Consider the following 19607-nt stretch of genomic DNA (forward strand, 5'->3'; position numbering starts at 1 on the left):
GCTCCGGCCACCAGGATCGGAGAAACCATGTGGCGTCCGCGCTTCCGATCGGACTACCTGCCGGTGCGGCTGCCCGACGGTCCGCTCGTCGTGCTGGGCGAGACCCGCAGCCTGCTCGTGGACGACCCGGTCGCCGCCGAGTTGGCCGACCACCTCGACGGTGCCGCGCCGCTGGCCGACGTGGTGGCCCGGCTGGCCGTCCGGCATCCGGTCACCGCCGTCGCCGCCGCGCTCGCCCGACTGCGCGACCACGGTCTGCTGGTGTCCGGTCCGGCGCACACCTCGCCGGCCGAGGCGGCCGGCTGGGACGCCCGGGGGGTGCCGCCCGACGTCGGGCAGCGGTGGATGGCCGGTGGTGAGGTGACAATCGTGGACCTCGGGGCGCCTCGGGTGGCCGAGACCGCCGACGCGCTGCGCGCCCTCGGGATCGCCGCGACGGTGGTCGGCCCGGACGCGCCCGACCCCGGCCCGGACGACGCCCAGGTGCTGGTGCTGCCGGGGTCGATGCTGGATCCCCGGCTGGCCCAGATCAACGACCGGCACCTGGCCGCCGGCCGCGCATGGACACTCGCCCGGCCGCACGGCAACGTCGTCTTCCTCGGGCCGCACCTGGTGCCCGGCCGCACCGGCTGCTGGGCCTGCCTGCGGCAACGCTGGCAAGAGAACGAGCAGGTGAACGCCTATCTCGGCGGACAGGGCCTGGCCGGTCCGTTGCCGCAGCCCGGTCGGGCGGTCCTGCCCGGACTGGCCACCATGGCTGCCGGGCTGCTCGCCACCGAACTCGCCGTGCTCGCCGTGCGGGGCACGTCGCCCCGGCTCACCGGCCGGATGGTCGCGCTCGACACCCGGGACCTGAGCCTGGAGGGCCACCAACTGGTACGCCAGCCGCAGTGCCCCGCCTGCGGCGACCCGGACCTCGTCCGCAAGGCCGAGCCCCGGATCGACCTGCCACCGAGCGGCACCCAACCCAGCCGGGCCGGGGAATCCCGCACCCGGGCACCCGCCGAGGCGTACGCCGCACTCGCCCACCACGTCAGCCGGTACCTGGGTGTGGTGAGCCGGCTGACCGCACTGGAGAAGACCGACAACGGCGTCACGCACACCTACTCCGCCGGCCACAATTTCGCCCAGCCCCGGCAACTCGCCGCCCTGCGTCGCAACCTGCGTGGGCAGAGCGGTGGCAAGGGCCGGACCGACCTCCAGGCCCGGATGAGCGCGATCGGGGAGGCAGTGGAGCGCTACTGCGGGGTGTGGCGTGCCGACCGCCCGGTGCACCGGGCGACGTACCGGCAACTCGGCCCGGACCGCGCGGTGCACCTGCGGGAACTGCTGCTGTTCTCCGAACGCCAGTACGCCGACCGGAGCCGGCTCAACCGCGACCTGGGCCACCTGCACCGGATTCCGTACCCCCTGAGCGACCAGGTGGAGCTGGACTGGACCACGGGCTGGTCGTTGACCCGGCAGACACCGCGCGAGCTGCCCGCCGTGCACTGCTGGTACGGGCATCCGGAGCTGACCGAGCTGGGGGTGTGCTCGGCCGACTCGAACGGCTGCGCGGCCGGCGGCAACCGGTCGGAGGCGATTGTCCAGGGCTTCTGCGAACTGGTGGAGCGGGACAGCGTGGCGCTGTGGTGGTACCACCGCTCCCGGCTGCCGGGGGTGGACCTCGCCTCGTTCGCCGACCCGTGGACCGCCGCCTGCGTCGACCATCACGCCACCGCCCTGGGCCGCGAGCTGTGGGCCCTCGACCTGACCGCCGACCTCGGCGTACCCGCGTTCGCCGCGGTGTCCCGACGGGTCGACGGTGGGCCGGAGGACGTCCTGGTCGGGTTCGGTGCACACCTGGACGCGCGGGTCGCGCTGACCCGGGCGCTCACCGAGGTCAACCAGTTCCTGCCCGCCGTCGGCGAGCCCAACTCGGCGGGCAACCGGTACGGCGCCGACGATCCGGACACCGCACGTTGGTTCGGCACCGTGCGGGTGGCCGACCAGCCCTGGCTCCGGCCGGACCCGACCCGGCCGCCGCGCACCGCCGCAGACCACGAAGCGCTCACCACCGGTGACGTCGGGGACGATGTGCGCCGCTGCGTACGCCTGGCGGAGCAGGCCGGGCTGGAAGTGATCGTCGTCGACCAGTCCCGTCCGGATATCGACCTGGCGGTGGTGAAGGTCGTCGTGCCGGGACTGCGGCACTTCTGGCGCCGGCTCGGCCCTGGCCGACTGTGGGACGTCCCGGCCCGCCTCGGCCGGGACCCGCTGGCCACCGACGAGACGTCAGCAAATCCGCTGAACGTCTTCTTCTAGCTGACCGGTGCTCCCGGTCCGCCGGGAACGTGGAAGGGACGTGCAGATGGCCACCATGGTGGACCCGGTCGGCCGGCGGTCGTGGTGAACGCCCCCGTCGGCGGTCCGCCGATCCAGGAGTCGTACCGGCTGCGTCGCGACGCGGAGCTGCGGCTCGGCGCGGACGGCTCGCTGATCCTGCGGCAGACCCGCTTCCAGCTCACCCTGGAGCAACCCGGCATGGGCCGGCGCGGGCTGCTGCTGCGGCTCGCCGACGACTGGGTGAGCGATGTCGAGGTGGGCCGGTTGGTCAGCGGCCTGGAGGGGGAGAGTCGCGTGTTGCCGGCGCAGTTGCTGCTGCGTCGGCTGCTCGCCCACTCCTGGCTGGACCGCCGCGTCCAGGTCGACGATCGGGCGTTGCTCGACCTGATGCCCACCGGCCTGGGTCGGGGCAGTCTGCCGGAGAGCCGCCCGCACACGCCAGGGGTCCGCTACCGGCTGTCCCGCTTCGCCACCCTCCAGCACGACCGGGACATGCTCGTGGCCGCGTCGTCGCTGAGCCTGCTCACGGTCGGCTGCGCCGACGCCGCCCTCGGCGGGCTACTGGCCGCCGCCGTGCCGGGCGTCGAATTCGAGACCGTGACCCGCCTGCTCGGTGTGTCGCCGCAGGCCGCCGGTCGGGTGCTCGACGAACTGGTCACCGCCCGGATCCTGGTCACCGACGCCGAGTTCGAGGCGGAACGCGATGCCGTGCCGCTGGCCTACTGGTCGCCGGAGGAACTGCGACTGCACAATCGTTCCCGGGCCGGCCGGCACGCGCTGCCGGTGGGCGGCACCTACCGGATGCGGGAGCGCTTCGCGCCGCAACCGCTGCGCCGCCCGTACGGCGGGGGTCGGGCGGTCGAGTTGCCGCTGCCGGACCTGACCACGATCGCCAAGGCGGATCCCGCGTTCAGCCAGGTCGTCGCGGACCGGCGCACCGTGCGCGAGCACGACGACGACGCACCGCTGTCCCTGGACCGGCTGGCGGAATTCCTGCACCGTTCGCAGCACACCACCGTGGTCGGCGAGGCAGGCGGACAGGAGGTCGGTCACCGGCCCTATCCGGGTGGTGGCGCGGTCTACGAGCTGGAGATCTATCCGCTTGTCGCGCGCTGCGCCGGGCTCGATGCGGGGCTCTACCACTACGACGCGGTCGGGCACCGGCTGGAGCCGGTCGCCGGCTGGGGGTCGGCCGCCGACCGGCTGTTGGCGTACGCCAGGGCGGCCGGTGCCATGCCCCGGCCGCCCCAGACGGTCCTGGTGGTCACCGCCCGGGTCCAGCGGCTGATGTGGAAGTACGAAGGGATGAGCTACGCCATGATTCTCAAGGACGCGGGTGTGCTGACCCATCAGATGTATCTCGTGGCCACCGCCATGGGGTTGGCACCGTGTGCGCTCGGTGCCGGCGACTCACACGCCTTCGCCGAGCTGTCCGGGCTGGACCCGCTCGTCGAACCGAGCGTGGCGGACTTCCTTCTCGGCTCGCGCCGCACCGCCGACCCGGCCGGAGCGGGAGGCCGGCCATGAAGTTCCGGCGGCAGGCGCTGCGCCAGTTGGAGGCGCCTGAGCAACTGGACCGGGCGGTCCGGCTGACCACCGTGCCGAGCTGGCTGGCCACCGCCGCTCTGGTCATCGTCGTGGTCGCCGCGGCTGTCTGGTCGGTACGCGCGGTGGTGCCGCGGACCGTCGAGGCGGCCGGGGTGCTGATCCACTCCAACGGGATCTCCGCACTCGACGCGCTCGACAGCGGTCAGATCACCAAGGTGTGGGCGGCACCGCACCAGCGGGTGCCCAAGGGCACCCCGCTCTACAGCCTGCGCACGGTGGACGGCAAGGTCCGGGTGGAGACGGCGCCGGGTGACGCCAACGTGGTCGCCTGGTTGGTCTCCGAAGGTGAGATCGTCACCCCCGGCACCCACCTTGCCGATCTGGAGCGGCTGGACACCGCCGGGGACGCGCTGCAAGCAGTCGTCTACGCCCCCGCCGTCGCCGCGCCGCTGCTGCAACCCGGCATACCCGTGGAGGTGGCTGCCGCAGCGGCGCCGCGCAACGTGTTCGGCACCCTGGCCGGCCAGGTGACCACGGTCGGTGCCTTCCCGGAGACCGAGGCGTCGCTGCGCGCCTTCCTGGGCACCGGCCCGGACGTCCGGCGGCTGCTCGCCCGGGGCAGCGTCGTCCGGGTGACGGTCGCCCTGGAGCCCGACCCGGCCGCTCCGGGCGGCCTACGGTGGACCAGGTCCCCGCCGCCGTTCCAGCTCAACTCGGCAAGCGAGGTGACCGCCTGGTTCACTGTGGACCGGGAGCACCCCATCGACTGGTTGCTGCGGCGATGAGCGCGCCGACGACCGCCGCCGGAGATTCGCCGGAGATTCCCCGAATCCGGCGTCGCCGGGTCCGCACCCCCACCCTGATCCAGATGGAAGCGGTGGAGTGCGGTGCCGCCGCCCTCGGGATCCTGCTCGGCCACCACGGTCGGCACGTACCGCTGGAGGAGTTGCGCCGGGTGTGCGGGGTGAGCCGCGACGGCTCCACCGCGGCCACCGTGCTCAAGGGCGCCCGCCGGTACGGGATGGTGGCCAAGGGCTTCCAGATGGACCTGGCCGGCCTGGCCAGCGTGGCGCTGCCGGCGGTGCTGTTCTGGCGGTTCGAGCACTTCGTGGTGCTCGAAGGGCTCGGCCGCAAGGTCTTCATAAACGACCCGGCCACCGGCCCCCGCGCGGTGGACTGGGCGGAGTTCGACGGCGCCTTCACCGGCATCGTGCTCACCATGCAGCCCGGCCCCGAGTTCCAGCGGGGCGGCACCCGTTACCGGATGGTCCGGGCGCTGGCCGAGCGGTGGCGTGGCCCCGGGTCGGCCATCGCGCAGATGCTGCTGCTCGGTCTGCTGATCGCCGTGGTCGGTCTGACCATCCCGGTGATGGCCCAGGTCTTCGTCGACCGGGTGCTGTTGCAGGAGGACCGGGCGGCGTTCGCCGGCCTGGTGGCGGCGGTGGCCGTCGCCGCCGTGCTGACCTTCCTGGCCAGCCTGCTTCAGCAACGCCTGACCGTACGCGCGGAGACCGCGCTCGCCCTGGCCAGCGCCACCCGGTTCTTCCGACATCTGTTGCGACTGCCGCCGACCTTCTTCGACCAGCGGCAGGCCGCCGACCTCGGCCAGCGGGTGCGCAGCAACGACGCGGTCGCGGAGGTGCTCACCCGCCGGGCGGCCACCACCGTGGTGGACACCGCCCTGGTGCTGGCGTACGGGGCCCTGCTCTGCCAGTACGACCTGCTGCTCGGACTCTGTGCGGTGGTGCTGGCCGGGCTGAACGTGAGTGTGCTGCGCTACGTCGCCTCGACCCGGTCGACGGCCGTGGTCGGACTCCAGGCGGATCGCAGCAAACTGGTGACCACCGTCTACACCACCGTCCAGATGATCGAGACGGTGAAGGCCGGCGGTGAGGAGGAGCGGGCGGTGGCCCGGTTCGCGGCACGTCACGCGACAGTCGCCTCCCGGCAACAGCGGCTGGGGGTGCCCACCGCGGTGCTCTCCGTCCTGCCGGTGTTCCTCGCCTCGGCGACCACCGCGGTGCTGTTGGGGCTGGGCAGCCGTCAGGTGGTGGCGGAGGCGATGACCGTCGGCGTACTTGTCGGCATGCAGAGCCTGGCCGTGGCGATGAACCGGCCGTTGGGCAATCTGACCGCGCTGGGCTCGCGGTTGCAGGACGTGAGCGCCGACCTCAACCGGCTACGCGACGTGGAGCGGTATCCACTGCCGTCGGCCGAGGACCGCCCAGTTCGGCCGATGACACCGATGGAGGGGCACCTGCGCATCGAGGAGGTCACCTTCGGCTACAACCCGCTGGGCCGGCCACTGCTTGAGAACTTCAGCCTGGACCTGCCGCCGGGTGCCCGGGTGGCGCTCGTCGGGCGGTCGGGCAGTGGCAAGTCGACGGTGGGCCGGCTGGTCGCCGGGCTCTACCGTCCGTGGACCGGCCGCGTCACGGTGGACGGGGCTGAACGAGCGGAGGTCGACGACGGCCTCTGGGCGGCCACCGTCGCCATGGTGGATCAGGACCAGCGGCTGTTCGAGGGGACGGTCCGGGACAACGTCACCATGTGGGACCTCACGGTTGGCGACGAGGACGTCGTCACCGCGCTGACGGACGCCTGCCTCTACGGCGAGGTCGCGGCCCGCCCGGGCGGCCTGGCCAGCCGGGTACGGGAGAACGGCGGGAACTTCTCCGGCGGGCAACGGCAACGGCTCGAGATCGCCCGCGCGCTCGTCCGCAACCCCCGGGTGCTGGTGCTGGACGAGGCCACCAGCGCCCTGGACGCCGAGACCGAACGCCGCATCGACCTGCACCTGCGCCGACGCGGGGCGACCTGCCTGATCGTGGCCCACCGCCTGTCCACGGTCCGCGACTGCGACCTGATCGTCGTGCTGGATGGCGGTCGGGAGGTGGAGCGTGGCACCCACGAGCAATTGGTTGCGCGGGACGGGGCGTACGCGCGCCTGATCCAGGACCACTGACCACGGCGATCGGAGGAGACGCTGATGAGCGGCGCGGTGGAGGAGCCCCCGGCCGGTGGCCTGATCGGCTTCTGCGGCGACGGCGTACGCCAGGTCTGTCGCCTGGACGGCCCGGTGGCCGGATGGCTGGTGACCGGTGGCGAGGCCGACCTGTTCGCGGTGCGTCGGGCCGGGTTGAGCCCCTCGCGTCGCCACCACGTGGCCCGGCTGCCCGCGGGCGGCCTGGTGCCGACGTCCACCGCGCTCGGCGCGTGGCAGTTGATCCTGGTGCCGCTGCCCGGTACGGAGCTGCGCGGACTGTCCCGGCGGCACCTGTCCCTGCTGGAGCGGCACGTCCGGCTCGACCATGCCCCGGCGGAGGGGGCAGCGCTGCGGGCGCGGACGGCCGCCACGGAACTGGTCGCGGCGGTGGACCTGGTGCTGGTCAGCATCGCCGACGCGATGCGTCGCGGCCAGGCGCCCCGGGAGGCGTCCACCCTGCACGGCCGCGAGATCGTGTCGCTGGCCGAGGGGAGCGCCCTGACCTCAGTCAGCGGCGCCTGGTGGCTGCGCAGTGCCGGTGGTCAGCTGCGGCGCAACGGTGGCGGTCCGGCGGAGATGTCGGGGGAGCAGGAGCTGCTGCTGATCGTCGGCCGCGATTGGGTGGTGGCCGAGTCGCCGTGCGCGGTGGAGAGCCTCGGCAGTTGGGACCTGCTGGTCACCGGTCAGCTCCGGTCGGCGGTCGACCAGCATGTGGCCCGGCTGCTGCGGATGGTGGAGACCCGGATCGAGGAGGCCGACGCGGCCCTGCTGCGGACGGTGGCACGCCGCCGGGACGCCGACGCCGCAGTGGTCGCTGCGGCGGCCCGTCGGTCGATCGGGGTGATCGGCGCGGGCGAGGCGGTGCCGGTTCCGGCCAGTGCACCCGACTTCGACCGGTACGGGCGAGCGGTCTCGGTGATCCGGGTGGTCACCGAGGGAATGGGTAGCCCGGTCCACGAGCCGACCGACCGCAGCCGCACCCCGTTGGACGATCGGGTGGCGGTACACGCGGTGTGCCGGGCGTCGAGCCTGTTCCTGCGCGAGGTGCAGCTTCCGGCCCACTGGTGGCGGCAGGATCTGGGGCCGCTTGTGGGGTGGCGGGTCGGCGACGACGCTCAGCCCGCCGTCGCGGTGCCGCTGCTGTTTCATCGCGGTCGCTACCACCACGTCGATCCGGACACCCGGGCGCACGGTCCGGTCGACGCGGGGTTCGCCGCCGGGATCGCCGCCGAGGCGACCCAGGTGCAGGCGCCGTTGCCGCTGGCCGCCCGGATGCGTCACCTGCTGCGGGCCGGGCTGTTCGGGGCCGCCCGCGACGTGCGGGGTCTGCTGTTCGCCGCCGCCTGCGTGGCGCTACTGGGCCTGGGCGTGCCGCTGGCCACCGGCGAGGTGCTCGGCCAGTTGGCCCGGCAGGGCAAGGTCGACGGCCTGCTCGGCTTCGTCGGGCTGATGCTCTGTGCCGCAGTGGTCGCCGGGCTGGTCGGGGTGGTGCAGAACCTGCGGCTGCTGCGCCTGGACGGCCGGTTGCAGTCCGGCGCGCAGCTGGCGATCTGGGACCGGCTGATGCGGTTGCCGGCCCGCTTCTTCACCAGCCGCAGCAGCGGTGAGATCGCCAACTCGATGTTGGGGATCTCGTTCGTCGGTGAGGCGCTGAGCGCGCTACTGCCGCAGATCGTCTCGGCGGCGGCGACCGTCGTAGTGACGCTCGGCATGCTCCTGCTGGTCGAGCCGGTGCTCGGATTGTGGGGAGTCGGCATCGTCGCCGTCACCGCGCTCGTCTTCGGCACGTTCGCCGTCCTTATCGTCCGCCAGCAACGGTCCGCGCTGCCGGCCGAGCACCGGGCGGCGGCGATGACCAACCAGTTGCTCGGCGGCATCGTCAAGATCAAGCTGGCGGCCGCCGAGGCGCGGGCCCATGCGCGCTGGTCGGAGTTGGCCGCGGTGGCCAGGGCGGCGCTGCAACGGGTCCGGCAGAGCCAGGCGGGCCTGGTCGCCTTCGCCACCGTGCTGCCGGTCGCCGGTCAACTGATCCTGTTCGCGGTGCTGATGGGGCCGCTCGCCGGCCGGGTACCGCCGGCCGACTTCTTCATCCTCAACGTCGGCTTCGCCATGCTGCTCGGGGCGCTGCTGGTGCTGGTGGCCGCCGGGGTCGAGGTGATCGCGGCAGTGCCCCGCCTGGGCAACCTGCGGGAGATCCTGCGTGCCGAACCGGAGGCCCGCCCGGACCGGGTCGACCCCGGTGAGTTGCGGGGCGAGATCGCGCTGCACCGGCTCACCTTCGCCTACCAACCGGACGAGCCGCCGGTGCTCGTCGACATCGACCTGCACGTGCGTCCGGGCGAGTTCGTCGCCATCGTCGGACCGAGTGGCTGCGGGAAGTCCACGCTGCTCCGGCTGCTGCTCGGCTTCGAACGCCAACAGCAGGGCGCGGTGCTCTACGACGGCCAGGACCTCTCCGAACTCGACGTGCATGCGGTCCGTCGGCAGTGCGGCGTGGTGCTCCAGGACGGCCAGCTCTTCGCCGGCTCGGTACGGGACAACATCTGCGGTGCCGGCAGCTTCACCCTGGACCAGGTCTGGGAGGCGGCGCGGATGGCCGGCCTGGCCAGCGACCTGGAGGCGCTGCCGATGGGCATGAGCACGATGGTGCCGTTCGGCGGCGGGACGCTCTCCGTCGGGCAGCGCCAGCGGGTGCTGATCGCCCGCGCGCTGGCTCCCCGGCCCCGGATCATCTTCTTCGACGAGGCGACGAGCGCGCTGGACAACCGGACCCAGGAGATGGTGACCAGGAGCACCGCAGCGCTGGCCGCGACCCGTGTGATCATCGCCCACCGGCTGTCCACGGTCCGCGCCGCGGACACCATCGTGGTCCTCGAAGCGGGACGGATCGTCCAGCGGGGCAGCTACGACGAGTTGATGGACCAACCCGAAGGGCTGTTCCACCGGTTGGCGCGACGGCAACTGCTCGTCGAATCGGAGGGCTCCGACGCGATGCCGGCGGGCCGGCAGCCCGACGGGCAACCCGCGACGGGCTGATGGCCCGTCAGCCGTTGTCGATCACCGAGCTGTCCTCCAGGCACACGTCCGCGTCGAGGTGGTTCTCCATCAGCTCCGCGACATGCGCCTCGGCCTGGTTCTCCACGGCCAGCCGGAACGCCTCGGTGAGCAGGTTGACCACCCCCCGGGTCAGCAACAGCGTCTCCCGGTCGAGGTCGGCCCAGGACGACTGGGCGCCGCCGCGCACCAGCTCCGGCGCGAGGGCCAACATCCGCGCGGTGACGGCGGCGACCAGCTCGTCGGCGACCGGGCGCAGGCTGTCCAGTACCTCGCTGAGGGTCTGAAGGGCGGGCACCGTGCCCATCCGGACCCGATGCAGGTCCAGTGCGGCGCGCAGCGGACGGGGCCGGACGGTGCGGACGGTGCCGTCGGTGGCCCGCCCGATCACGCCATGGCGGGTCAACGCGTGCGCCAACGCGGGATGGTCGGCCGCCAGCCGGTGCAGCATCGCGGTCAGCCCGTCGGGTGCCTCGTCACCGGCGCGGACGCCGAGCATCGCCTCGATGGAGACGAGGTTGAAGCCCTGCCGTTGCAGGGCGAGGATCGCGTCCAGCCGGCGTACGTGGGAGTCGTCGTAGAACGCGGCCCGACCGTGTCGCACCGGCGGGGGCAGCAGCCGTCGAGCCTGATGGGCCCGGATGTTGCGGGCGGACATGCCAACCTTGCGGGCGAGCTGCTCCACGGTGTATCCGGCCGCGCCACCAGGAGTCGTTCCCACGGCCGTCCTGGCCTCGTCGATGGTCACGGTGGCCTCCGGCAACTCGGTCACGGCACACGGCACCCCGTCGAACCGCTGTCGGGGTAGCGATCCGCCGATTGCAGCGTATGGGCGGGCCACGGGCCAAGGACAGACGAGGAACTACTACTTGTCTCCAGTGGTGGCAATCATTAGAATCCGCAATCCGCCGTTGGTCGCTGATTCCCAATTACCCGGCTTTCGCCGCAGCGCGACCTTTTCGCGGCCACATTCAATGAAATTCCCACTCGGCGCGCGGATCGGGTCGGCCGGTGACCCACGATGAGGCGAGGCCGGCGCTCGGTAAACCCAACGCACCGCCGGTCGCCGCCCTGGTGTCGTCACCGGCGGCTGACCATCGAAGGGAGCGGGAGTATGACACCTGTCGATCGAGCGGTCTTCGTGGCCGCGTACAGCCGGCTGGTCGCCGACGTCTGGGCCGACCCGGTGAAGGAGCAGGCGCTCGACCGGGACCCGCGCGGGTTCCTGGCCGGGTACGGGCTTCGGCTGCCCGAGCAGGTGCAGGTCCGGGTGGTTCGGGACGCCGGTGACACCGAACCTGACCTGGAGGTTCAGGTCGAGTCGTGGGAGTCGGCGGCGAGCACCGGCGTCTTCGTGCTCTTCGTGCCGTCGTTGCAGCCGGTGAGCGAGGCGGAGCTGGCCGAGGACGAGCTGGACAGCGTCGTCGCCGGCCTGGACTCCAGCTGCGCCTGCTGCTGTCCGTGCTGCTGCACCTGACACCGATGTCTGCCGTGGATCGGCCGGCGCGGCAGATTCTGGTGGCAGTCAGCCGAAATCGTTGATTGTCGAACACCTATCTTCCTAGCGTTCTCGGCACAGCAATTCGTCGTACGTCCCGCGCTGATCCACCGACGAAAGGACCCGAACGATGAGCAACGACGAGCAGGAATATGGCGCGAGGTTCGTGGCCAAGTACTCGGAGCTGGTCACCGCAGTGTGGCGCAGTGACGAGGAACTGGAACGGCTCCTCGCGGACCCGACCGGCTACGCGACAGCGGCCGGCCTGCCGGTGGACCCCGGAGCCGTGGTCGAGGTCGACCGCGCCCAGCCCGCCACGCTCTACACAAAGGACCAGATCGTCGCCGACTGGTCCGGCACTCCCGGCCGGCACGTACTGCACGTGCCCGAGGTTCCCCTGGTCGACCTCAACGAGCTGAGCGAGGCGGAGTTGGAGACGATCGCCGGTGGCGTGCCCCCGGCGGCCGACAACAACGTGAACATCATCGCCGTCCTGATCATCTGAGTTCCCCCCACCACGCCGGGAGCCTCGATGACTGACACGACCGAGACCATCGCATTCCGATCCGGCACCTACCGGACGGCCACCGTGGAGCAGACCTGGCAGCGGGTCGGTGGCATGCTCGACCGGTTCCGGATCACGCGGGTCGCCGACATCACCCGCCTCGACGAGATCGGCCTACCGGTGCACGTCGCCTACCGGCCGGTCGGAGCCACCATGGCGGTGAGCGTCGGCACCGGCGCTACGGCGACGCAGTCGCGGGTCAGCGCGGTGATGGAGAGCATCGAGTCCTGGCATGCCGAGAACCTCCGGCCGGGGACCGTCGTCCGGTCCCCGGCCGAGGCACTCGACCTGCCGTACGACGTCCGCTGGTTGCACCTGGCGGAGCGGTCGCCGCTGACTCCTGCCGTCGTACTCGACTGGGTGGCCGGCCGTGGGTTGGTGACCGGCACGCCTTGCCTGGTGCCCCGCGCCACGATCGAACTCGACTTCACCGTCCGGCGGGGCTGGGAGCGGGCCCTCTTCAGCCCCAGCAGCAACGGACTGGCCACCGGGAACACCTTCGCCGAGGCCAGCCTGCACGCCCTGCTGGAGGTCGTCGAACGCGACTGCATCGCCCCGTACTGCACCTCTGCATTGGCCGAGCGCACCTACACCGACCCGGGCACCGCCACCAACGCGATGACCCGCACCGTGTACGAGGCGTTGCGGCAGGCCGGTTGCTGGGTGGAGGTCTGCGACATCACAAACGCGGTGGGCGTACCCTGCTATGCCGCCTCGATCTGGTCGGCGGATCTGCCGGTCACCTTCGGTGGCTTCGGCTGCCACGTGGACCCGGAGATCGCCGTCGGTCGAGCCATGGCGGAGGCCGCCCAGTCGCGGCTGGTGATGGTCTCCGGTGCCCGGGACGACATCGACGCCACCGCGTACCACGACGTCGGCGCACCGCCGGTGCCGCCGCCCACCGTCGACCGGCCCGTCCATCCGGTACGCCGGGACCGCCCGCCCACCGGGGACGTGAGCCAGGTGCTGCGCGAGTTGGCGGCGCGGGTGCAGCGGATCACCGGCGTCGAACCGTTGAGCGTCGACCTGACGCACGACGACATCGGTATCCCGGTGAGCAAGGTGTTCGCCCCCGGCCTGCGGATGTTCGACGAGCGGGCGCTGAGTACCCGACCAGGAGTGCCCCGTGACTGACGTCGTCTTCATCGGTCCGAGCCTGCCGGCCGGCGAGGTCGGTCGGCTGCTGCCCGACGCGGAGGTGCTGCCGCCCGTCGCGCACGGTGACCTGCTCCGCCTGGACGTCGGCCCCGGCGATCGGGTCCTCGTCATCGACGGGTTCTTCCTGCAACACCCGCCGGTCCGCCACCGGGAGATCCTCGACCTGCTCGACCGGGGGGTGACCGTGGCCGGCGCCGCCAGCATGGGCGCCCTGCGCGCCACCGAGCTGTGGCCGTTCGGGATGCGTGGCGTGGGCGAGGTGTTCCAGCTCTACCGCGACGGCGTGATCACCGGCGACGACGAAGTGGCGGTGGTGCACGGGTCCGCCGAGGAAGGTCACCGCACGTTCAGCGAGCCGCTTGTGAACATCCGGCTCGCGCTGCGCCGCGCGGTCGCCGCCGGCGTACTCACCGCCGCCGAGGCCGCGCTGCTGCTGGAGATCGGCCGGGAGCTGCCCTTCCGGCGGCGGTCGTACCGCGCACTGGAACGCACCGCGCCACCCGAGGCGGCAGCCATTGTGGACCGGTTCCTGACCTGGTACCGGCGGGACCCCTGGGACGCCAAGGGCGCCGATGCCCGGCTGCTGCTGTCGATGGCGGCGGACAACTCGCCCGAGCTGTGTCCGGCGCACGCCGCCGACCAGCCGATCGACAACCTGCACACCCGCTTCCTCGACAGCTGGCGATCGCGGTTCGCCGGGGAAACGGTAGGCGGGCACCGGGTCAGCGACCGGGAGACCGCCGCCGCGCTGATGCTGCTGCACCCCGAGGCGCCGGCCTGGCACCGGCGGGCAGTGCTGGCCGGGCTGGCCGGCGTCGACCTCGCCGACCCGACGGTCGAGGAGCGCGCCGTCGAGGTCGCCCGCGAACGAGGGCTCACCGGTACGCCGCCGAGCGGGTGGGACTGGCTGACGGACCGGGAACGCGGTCTCGCCGATCACGAGGCGGTGCTGCGGGTGCTGGTGCGGGCGTTCGGCACCACGCCGTACCGCAGCCTGGCGCTGTGGATGGTCGCGGCGCCACTGCGTACGCCCGCGATGCTCGTTGCGGCGCGACAGGTCGCGGCGACCGCGGCGGCGCTGAACGAGACGCTCGTTCCGCGTACCACCGGGCTCCGCCGCCCGGGCGGTCGGCTGCACTTCCGCACGGAGGTCGTCGACCGGTGCTTCGCCCGGCTGTGGGGTTGTGCCGCCGACGAGCTGGAGGCGGCGGCGTGGGACCGGGGCTTCGTCGACCTGGCGGCGTTCCGGTACGCCGCCGAACCGTTTGTGGCATACGTCAAGGCGTTCGGCACCCCGCAGCTGCCGGCGGTGGCGCTGGCGCGTACGCAGGAGGAAACCCTGGCCGGTGCAGTGGCCCGGGTCGGCTGAGGAGGAGTCGATGAGCGATACGGTGCAGGCGGCGCTGATCTATCCCCCGCTTACCGATCCCACCTCGGGATACCACTCCCTGAACTACCTCGACTCGTACGCCCGGGCGCAGGGGCACCGGCCGGCGGAGATCATCGACGCCAACATCGAGGCGTTCCATCACTCGTACACCCCGTCGGCGTACGAGTGGCTGCGGCGGGAACTGTCCCGGCTCTCGGTCGACGACCTCGGCGGCCCGGACGCGCTGATGGCCCGGGCGAATCAACTCGGCCTGCCCGACCCCGATCCGGAGCGGCTGCGTCGGTCGATCGGGACCTTGCAGGATCCGGTCCTGTTCTACGACTACCGGCACTACCAGGACGCCGTCGAGGGCGTGATCTCCTGGATGGACGCGCTCGGCACGATCGGCTTCCCCGGACAGTTCCGGGCCGGCTTCCGGCTCCAGCCGCCGCCGATGATCTCGATCGGCTCGGTGGCCGCGTTGACCGACGAAACGGTGCTCGGCCGGCTCAACCGACCGTTCCAGCCGTACTACGAGGACGTGCTGATCCCGCGGCTGGTCGCGGGCGGGCACCAGGTGATCGGGATCAGCGCCACCTATCAGTGGCAGCTGCCGTTCGCGCTCTGGATCGCCCGACTCGTCCGGCGGGCCTGCCCGGACGTCTTCCTCATCGCGGGTGGCACGGAGATCTCCGACGTCTGGAAGTGTGCCAGCCGGCCCGAGTACGTCTTCCAGGTGCTCGCCGACTTCGACGCGATCGTGGTGGGGGAGGGGGAGAGCGCGTACACCGAGATCCTGGACGCGGTGGCAACCGGCACGCTGCCGGCCGGGCACCCAAACGTGCGGCTGCACCCGAAGTACGGCCGCCAGCGCCAACTGCCCCTGCGCTACGAGCGCCTGGCGCAGGTGCCGGTCCCGGACTTTTCCGGCCTGCCCTGGGATCTCTACCTCAGCCCGGAGCGGTTCGTCTACTATTCGCCGACCCGGGGCTGCTACTGGAACAAGTGCACGTTCTGCGACTACGGCCTGAACACCGACGGTCCCACCAGCCCGTGGCGGCAGGACCCGGTGGACACGATGATCGCAGACGTCACCGAGCTGTCGAAGTTCGCCAAGTTCATCTACTTCTCGGTGGACGTGCTCGCTCCCGCGACCATCCTGCGCTTCGCCGAGCAGGTCGTCGAACGAGGGCTCGACATCCGCTGGGGCGCCGAGATCCGGCTGGAGAAGTACTGGTCGGACGAGCGCTGCGAGCTGTTGCGGCGCAGCGGCTGCGTGGCCGTCTCGGTCGGCTTCGAGTCCGGCAACCAGCGCATTCTCGACCTGATCGACAAGGGCACCAAGCCGGCGCAGGTACGGCGCACCATGACCGCGATGACCAAGGCCAACATCGGTGTGCAGATGATGGGCTTCACCGGCTTTCCCACCGAGACCCGCGACGAGGCGCTGGACAGCATCACGTTCCTGCGCGACAACCCGGACCTGTGGACCCTCGGCGGGCTCGGCGAATTCATGCTGACCCCGGGCGCCATCGTCGCCAAGGAGCCGGAGCGGTTCGGCATCAGCAACGTGCGGCCGGTGGCGGGCTCGGACATCGTCCGGGTGCTCCGGTACGACGAGCCGGTGACCGAGGCGGCGCAGGCCGAGGTCGCCCAGGCCAAGGCCGGCCTCAACCCCGGGCACTTCCACCGGCCGTGGCTGGGCAGCACCGACACCCCGCACACGTTCTTCTACCACGACCGCTACGGCACGGCGGTGCGCGGCGTACTCGCCCACGACCGGGTCCGGCACGACACCGATGACCAGACCCAGTTCCTCGCCAACGGCACCTTCGTGGACTGCGGCGACGAACAGGTCTGGGAGGCGTACCGGCGGCTGCGGTCGGACGACCAGGACGGCGTCCCCGGCGACCTGCCGGCGGGCCGGCATCTGTTCCGCCGCGCCGACGGGCAGGTGTTCGCGCTGAACCGCAGCAGCCGGCTGTTCCTGGATCTCTTCACCGCCCCGCTCACCCTGGCCGAGGCACAGCGCCGGCTCTGGATCGTCGAGCCGGCGGTCGCCGACCGGGTCTGGCGGACCTTCATCGGGCAGCGGCTGATCCGCCGGCACCGCCTCCCGGCCCCCGCCGAACCCACCCGGTGAACGCGACGCGGTGAACCGACCCGGTGAACCGAGGCGGTGGACGCGACGCGGCGAACCGAGGCGGTGATCCGATCGCCGCTTTTGCAGGTAAATGTTCCTTTCCTCGGTAGCATGAGTTGACTTCGGAGGGGCCCACGATGGCTCCGGAGGAGCGCTCATCACATCGCTCGACACCCGGCCTCAGGCGTACTTCCGCGTCGCGGCGGTGTCCGGAAGTGCCACTGGAGGAGAAGTGACCGCGCAGGAGAGCGAAGAAGCGCCGTTGAGCCGGGTGCGGGACATCGGAAGCGCCGTCGGCAGAAACCTGCGGGAGCGGCTTGCGGAAATCGACCCTGAACTACTGGTGGTGGTGGCCAGCGGCAATCCGGACTCGGCGCGGGCGCTCTCCGCCGCGTACGCCGAGACGTCGATACCCGGCTCGGACCTCGCGAATCTGGCGCGCTGGAACCAGTCGAGTTGGAACAACGCCTTCCGCGACACCGGCACCTGGACCAACACCTGGGGCCAGTCTCCCCCGCCGAAGTAGGGCGACGGCGACCCGTGAACGAAAGCATCCGCACGATGCTCGGCGCGCCGTCCGTCAGGCCCGCGTTGGTGATCCTTCAGCCGACCGCCCGATGCAACCTGAACTGCACCTACTGCTACCTCCCCGATCGGCAGGACCGGGCGCTGATGAGCGACGAGGTGCTGGACGCGGCGGTCTCGTTCGTGTTCGCGTGCGACCTCCCCGACGACGGGATCGAGTTTCTGTGGCATGCCGGCGAACCGCTTGCCGCCGGACCGGCTTTCTACGAGCGGGCCTTCGCCCTGATCGCCAAGCGTGCCCCGGTGGGGTTGCGGGTGCGGCACATCCTCCAGATGAACGGCACCCTGCTGAACCAGTCCTGGTGTGACCTCTTCGTCAGGTACCAGGTGGACACGGGCCTGAGTGTGGACGGCCCGGCGGAGATCCACGATGCGAACCGGCGAACCTGGTCCGGTCGGGCGACCCACGCCAAGGTGATGCGGAGTTACCACCTGCTCCGCCGCAACGGGCTGTCACCCGGGGCGCTGTGCGTCCTGACGCCCGAGTCGCTGAGCTGGCCCGACCGGATGTACGAGTTCTTCCGGGACGCGGGATTCGGATCCGTCGGCTTCAACGTGGAGGAATCCGAGGGCGTCTACCACCACTCGCGACTGCGGGACATCGGCCCGGATCAGCTCCGGGCGTCCTATGACTCGTTCATGCGGCGGATGTGGCAGCGCTGGCGGGCCGACGGCTCGAAGATGATCATCCGGGAGTTCCACGAGATGCTTGGCGGCATCGTGCGGACGCGGCAGGAAGCCGCGCGAGTCCGGGAACCGCTGGAAGCAGTGCCGTTCTCGATCCTCACGATCCGCCGCGACGGGCGGCTGAGCACCTTCTCGCCGGAACTGGCATCGACGCCGAGCGGGGAGTACGGCGACTTCATCGTGGGCAACGTGCTCGTCGACACACCTGCCGAGGTGGCGCGGAGCGCGGCGTTCGGGCGACTGCGCCGGGACGTGGCGATCGGGCAGGACCGTTGCCGAAGCGGCTGCCAGTATTACGCGCTGTGTGGCGGCGGGTTTCAGTCGAATCGGTTCACCGAGCACGGCAGCCTGCACGCCACGGAGACCCTGACCTGCCGGCTCCACCGGCAGACGCTGGCCGACGTCGTGGTCGGCGAGCTGGCATCGGAGAGCCGCCGGCTCCGGTCGGGCGGCGTGCAGCTGACCACCGGCGTGGGCGACAGCTAGGGCGCCGATGAGTCTCGCCGTGCCGAAGGTGCAGCCCCGGACCGTGGTCGTCCAGCCGACCGCCCGCTGCAATCTGGACTGCGCCTACTGCTACGTACCGGACCGCCGCGACCGGGCCGTGATGACCGCCGAGGTGCTCGACGCGAGCGCCGACTTCATCTTCGGATGTGACCTTCCGCCCGGTGAGATCGAGTTCCACTGGCACGCGGGCGAGCCGCTGGCCGCCGGTCTGGCGTTCTACCAGCGCGCGTTCGCCGTGCTCGCCGAACGCGCCCCGCCGGACGTGCGGCTCCGGCACGTCATCCAGACCAATGGCACGCTGCTCACCCGCCGCTGGTGCGAACTGCTTGCCGAGTACGGGGTCCAGGTCGGGCTCAGCCTCGACGGGCCCGCCGATCTGCACGACCGGAGCCGACGCACCCGGTCGGGCCGCGGCACGCACGCCCGGGTGATGGCGGGTTACCGCCGCTTGCGGGATCACGGGATCTCGCCGGGGGCGATCTGCGTCCTACGGCGCGGATCGTTCGAGTTCCCGGACCGGATCTACGACTTCTTCGTCGAGGCCGGCTTCGCGTCGGTCGGCTTCAACGTCGAGGAGTCCGAGGGCGTGTACCTCCGCTCGGAACTGCTCCGGGCGGGCCTCGGTGAGATCCGTCAGTCCTACGTGGCGTTCATGAAACGGATCTGGCAAAGATGGTGGACCGGTGGGTGCAGCATCGAGATCCGCGAGTTCCACCAGTTGCTGGGCTGCCTTGAGCGGCTGCGCCAGGACGCGGCCTTCGTCCGCGAGCCAGCGGAGACCGTACCCTTCCGGATCCTCACCATCCGCCGCGACGGCGCCGTCGGCACCTTCTCGCCCGAACTGGCCGCCACGCCGAGCCGGGAGTACGAGTCGTTCGTGCTGGGCAACGTCCTGACCGACACGCCCGCTCAGGTGGCGCGCGGCGTCGCGTTCCAGCGACTGCACCGCGACATCGCGGTGGGACGGAGCCGCTGCCGGGAAGAGTGCAGCTACTTTCCGGTCTGCGGCGCGGCGTTCCAGTCCAACCGGTTCACCGAACATGGCACCTTCCGGGCCACCGAGACGCTCACCTGCCGCCTGCACCGGCAGGCCCTGACCGACGTCATCGTGGACGAGCTGAAAGATCATTTCGAGCCTTCCGGTCCGCCGGCCACGTCCGGCAGTAAACTCGACTAAAGGGA

14 protein-coding genes are annotated in these 19607 nt (G+C 71.5%); 13 read left to right on the forward strand and 1 reads right to left on the reverse strand.

Annotated features, from left to right (window positions below; all coding sequences use genetic code 11):
• Positions 1-27 precede the first annotated feature (27 nt).
• The 5 genes from QQG74_RS02940 to QQG74_RS02960 all read left to right on the forward strand — a co-directional run bounded on the left by QQG74_RS02940 (position 28) and on the right by QQG74_RS02960 (position 9895).
• A complete protein-coding gene (locus QQG74_RS02940; protein ID WP_341718749.1) occupies positions 28-2304 on the forward strand; it encodes a TOMM precursor leader peptide-binding protein in 2277 nt (758 codons plus the stop codon).
• Between the two features lie 81 nt (positions 2305-2385).
• On the forward strand, positions 2386-3852 hold the full coding sequence (locus tag QQG74_RS02945; RefSeq protein WP_341718750.1) for a SagB family peptide dehydrogenase: 1467 nt from the start codon (positions 2386-2388) through the stop codon (positions 3850-3852).
• Positions 3849-4658 carry a hypothetical protein gene (locus tag QQG74_RS02950; protein ID WP_341718751.1) on the forward strand — a complete coding sequence of 270 codons (810 nt, stop codon included), beginning with the start codon at positions 3849-3851 and terminating at the stop codon, positions 4656-4658. The genes QQG74_RS02945 and QQG74_RS02950 overlap by 4 nt, the downstream gene beginning before the upstream one ends.
• The gene (locus QQG74_RS02955; RefSeq protein ID WP_341718752.1) at positions 4655-6838 is read left to right on the forward strand and encodes an NHLP family bacteriocin export ABC transporter peptidase/permease/ATPase subunit; all 2184 of its coding nucleotides are present in this window, start codon (positions 4655-4657) and stop codon (positions 6836-6838) included. Before QQG74_RS02950 ends, QQG74_RS02955 begins: the two co-directional genes overlap by 4 nt.
• A 24-nt stretch (positions 6839-6862) precedes the next feature.
• Positions 6863-9895 carry an ATP-binding cassette domain-containing protein gene (locus QQG74_RS02960; protein WP_341718753.1) on the forward strand — a complete coding sequence of 1011 codons (3033 nt, stop codon included), beginning with the start codon at positions 6863-6865 and terminating at the stop codon, positions 9893-9895.
• A gap of 7 nt (positions 9896-9902) precedes the next feature.
• Here the strand turns inward: QQG74_RS02960 and QQG74_RS02965 are convergent, their stop codons facing one another.
• A complete protein-coding gene (locus QQG74_RS02965; protein ID WP_341718754.1) occupies positions 9903-10685 on the reverse strand; it encodes a MerR family transcriptional regulator in 783 nt (260 codons plus the stop codon).
• 342 nt (positions 10686-11027) lie between these two features.
• Here QQG74_RS02965 and QQG74_RS02970 point away from each other — a divergent pair, with 342 nt between their 5' ends.
• The 8 genes from QQG74_RS02970 (at position 11028) to grrM (QQG74_RS03005) (ending at position 19602) form a co-directional block, all read left to right on the forward strand.
• Positions 11028-11390 (forward strand): hypothetical protein, encoded by a 363-nt coding sequence (locus QQG74_RS02970; RefSeq protein WP_341718755.1) that lies wholly within the window; start codon positions 11028-11030, stop codon positions 11388-11390.
• Positions 11391-11541: 151 nt separating this feature from the next.
• Positions 11542-11916, forward strand: a complete 375-nt coding sequence (locus QQG74_RS02975) for a hypothetical protein (protein ID WP_341718756.1) — start codon at positions 11542-11544, stop codon at positions 11914-11916.
• Between the two features lie 27 nt (positions 11917-11943).
• Positions 11944-13110: a YcaO-like family protein gene (locus QQG74_RS02980; protein ID WP_341718757.1), complete on the forward strand. Its 1167-nt coding sequence runs from the start codon at positions 11944-11946 to the stop codon at positions 13108-13110.
• Positions 13103-14503 (forward strand): TfuA-like protein, encoded by a 1401-nt coding sequence (locus QQG74_RS02985; protein WP_341718758.1) that lies wholly within the window; start codon positions 13103-13105, stop codon positions 14501-14503. The genes QQG74_RS02980 and QQG74_RS02985 overlap by 8 nt, the downstream gene beginning before the upstream one ends.
• Positions 14504-14513: 10 nt before the next feature.
• Entirely contained in the window at positions 14514-16646 is a 2133-nt protein-coding gene (locus QQG74_RS02990) for a radical SAM protein (RefSeq protein ID WP_341718759.1), read from the forward strand.
• Positions 16647-16878: 232 nt separating this feature from the next.
• Complete coding sequence (locus QQG74_RS02995; protein ID WP_341718760.1) at positions 16879-17172, forward strand: hypothetical protein; 294 nt, start codon at positions 16879-16881, stop codon at positions 17170-17172.
• A gap of 14 nt (positions 17173-17186) precedes the next feature.
• Positions 17187-18404 (forward strand): cyclophane-forming radical SAM/SPASM peptide maturase GrrM/OscB, encoded by a 1218-nt coding sequence (gene grrM, locus QQG74_RS03000; RefSeq protein ID WP_341718761.1) that lies wholly within the window; start codon positions 17187-17189, stop codon positions 18402-18404.
• Positions 18405-18411: 7 nt separating this feature from the next.
• Positions 18412-19602, forward strand: a complete 1191-nt coding sequence (gene grrM / locus QQG74_RS03005; RefSeq protein WP_341718762.1) for a cyclophane-forming radical SAM/SPASM peptide maturase GrrM/OscB — start codon at positions 18412-18414, stop codon at positions 19600-19602.
• Positions 19603-19607: the final 5 nt, after the last annotated feature.

This window comes from Micromonospora sp. FIMYZ51, from assembly GCF_038246755.1.
GTDB lineage: Bacteria > Actinomycetota > Actinomycetes > Mycobacteriales > Micromonosporaceae > Micromonospora.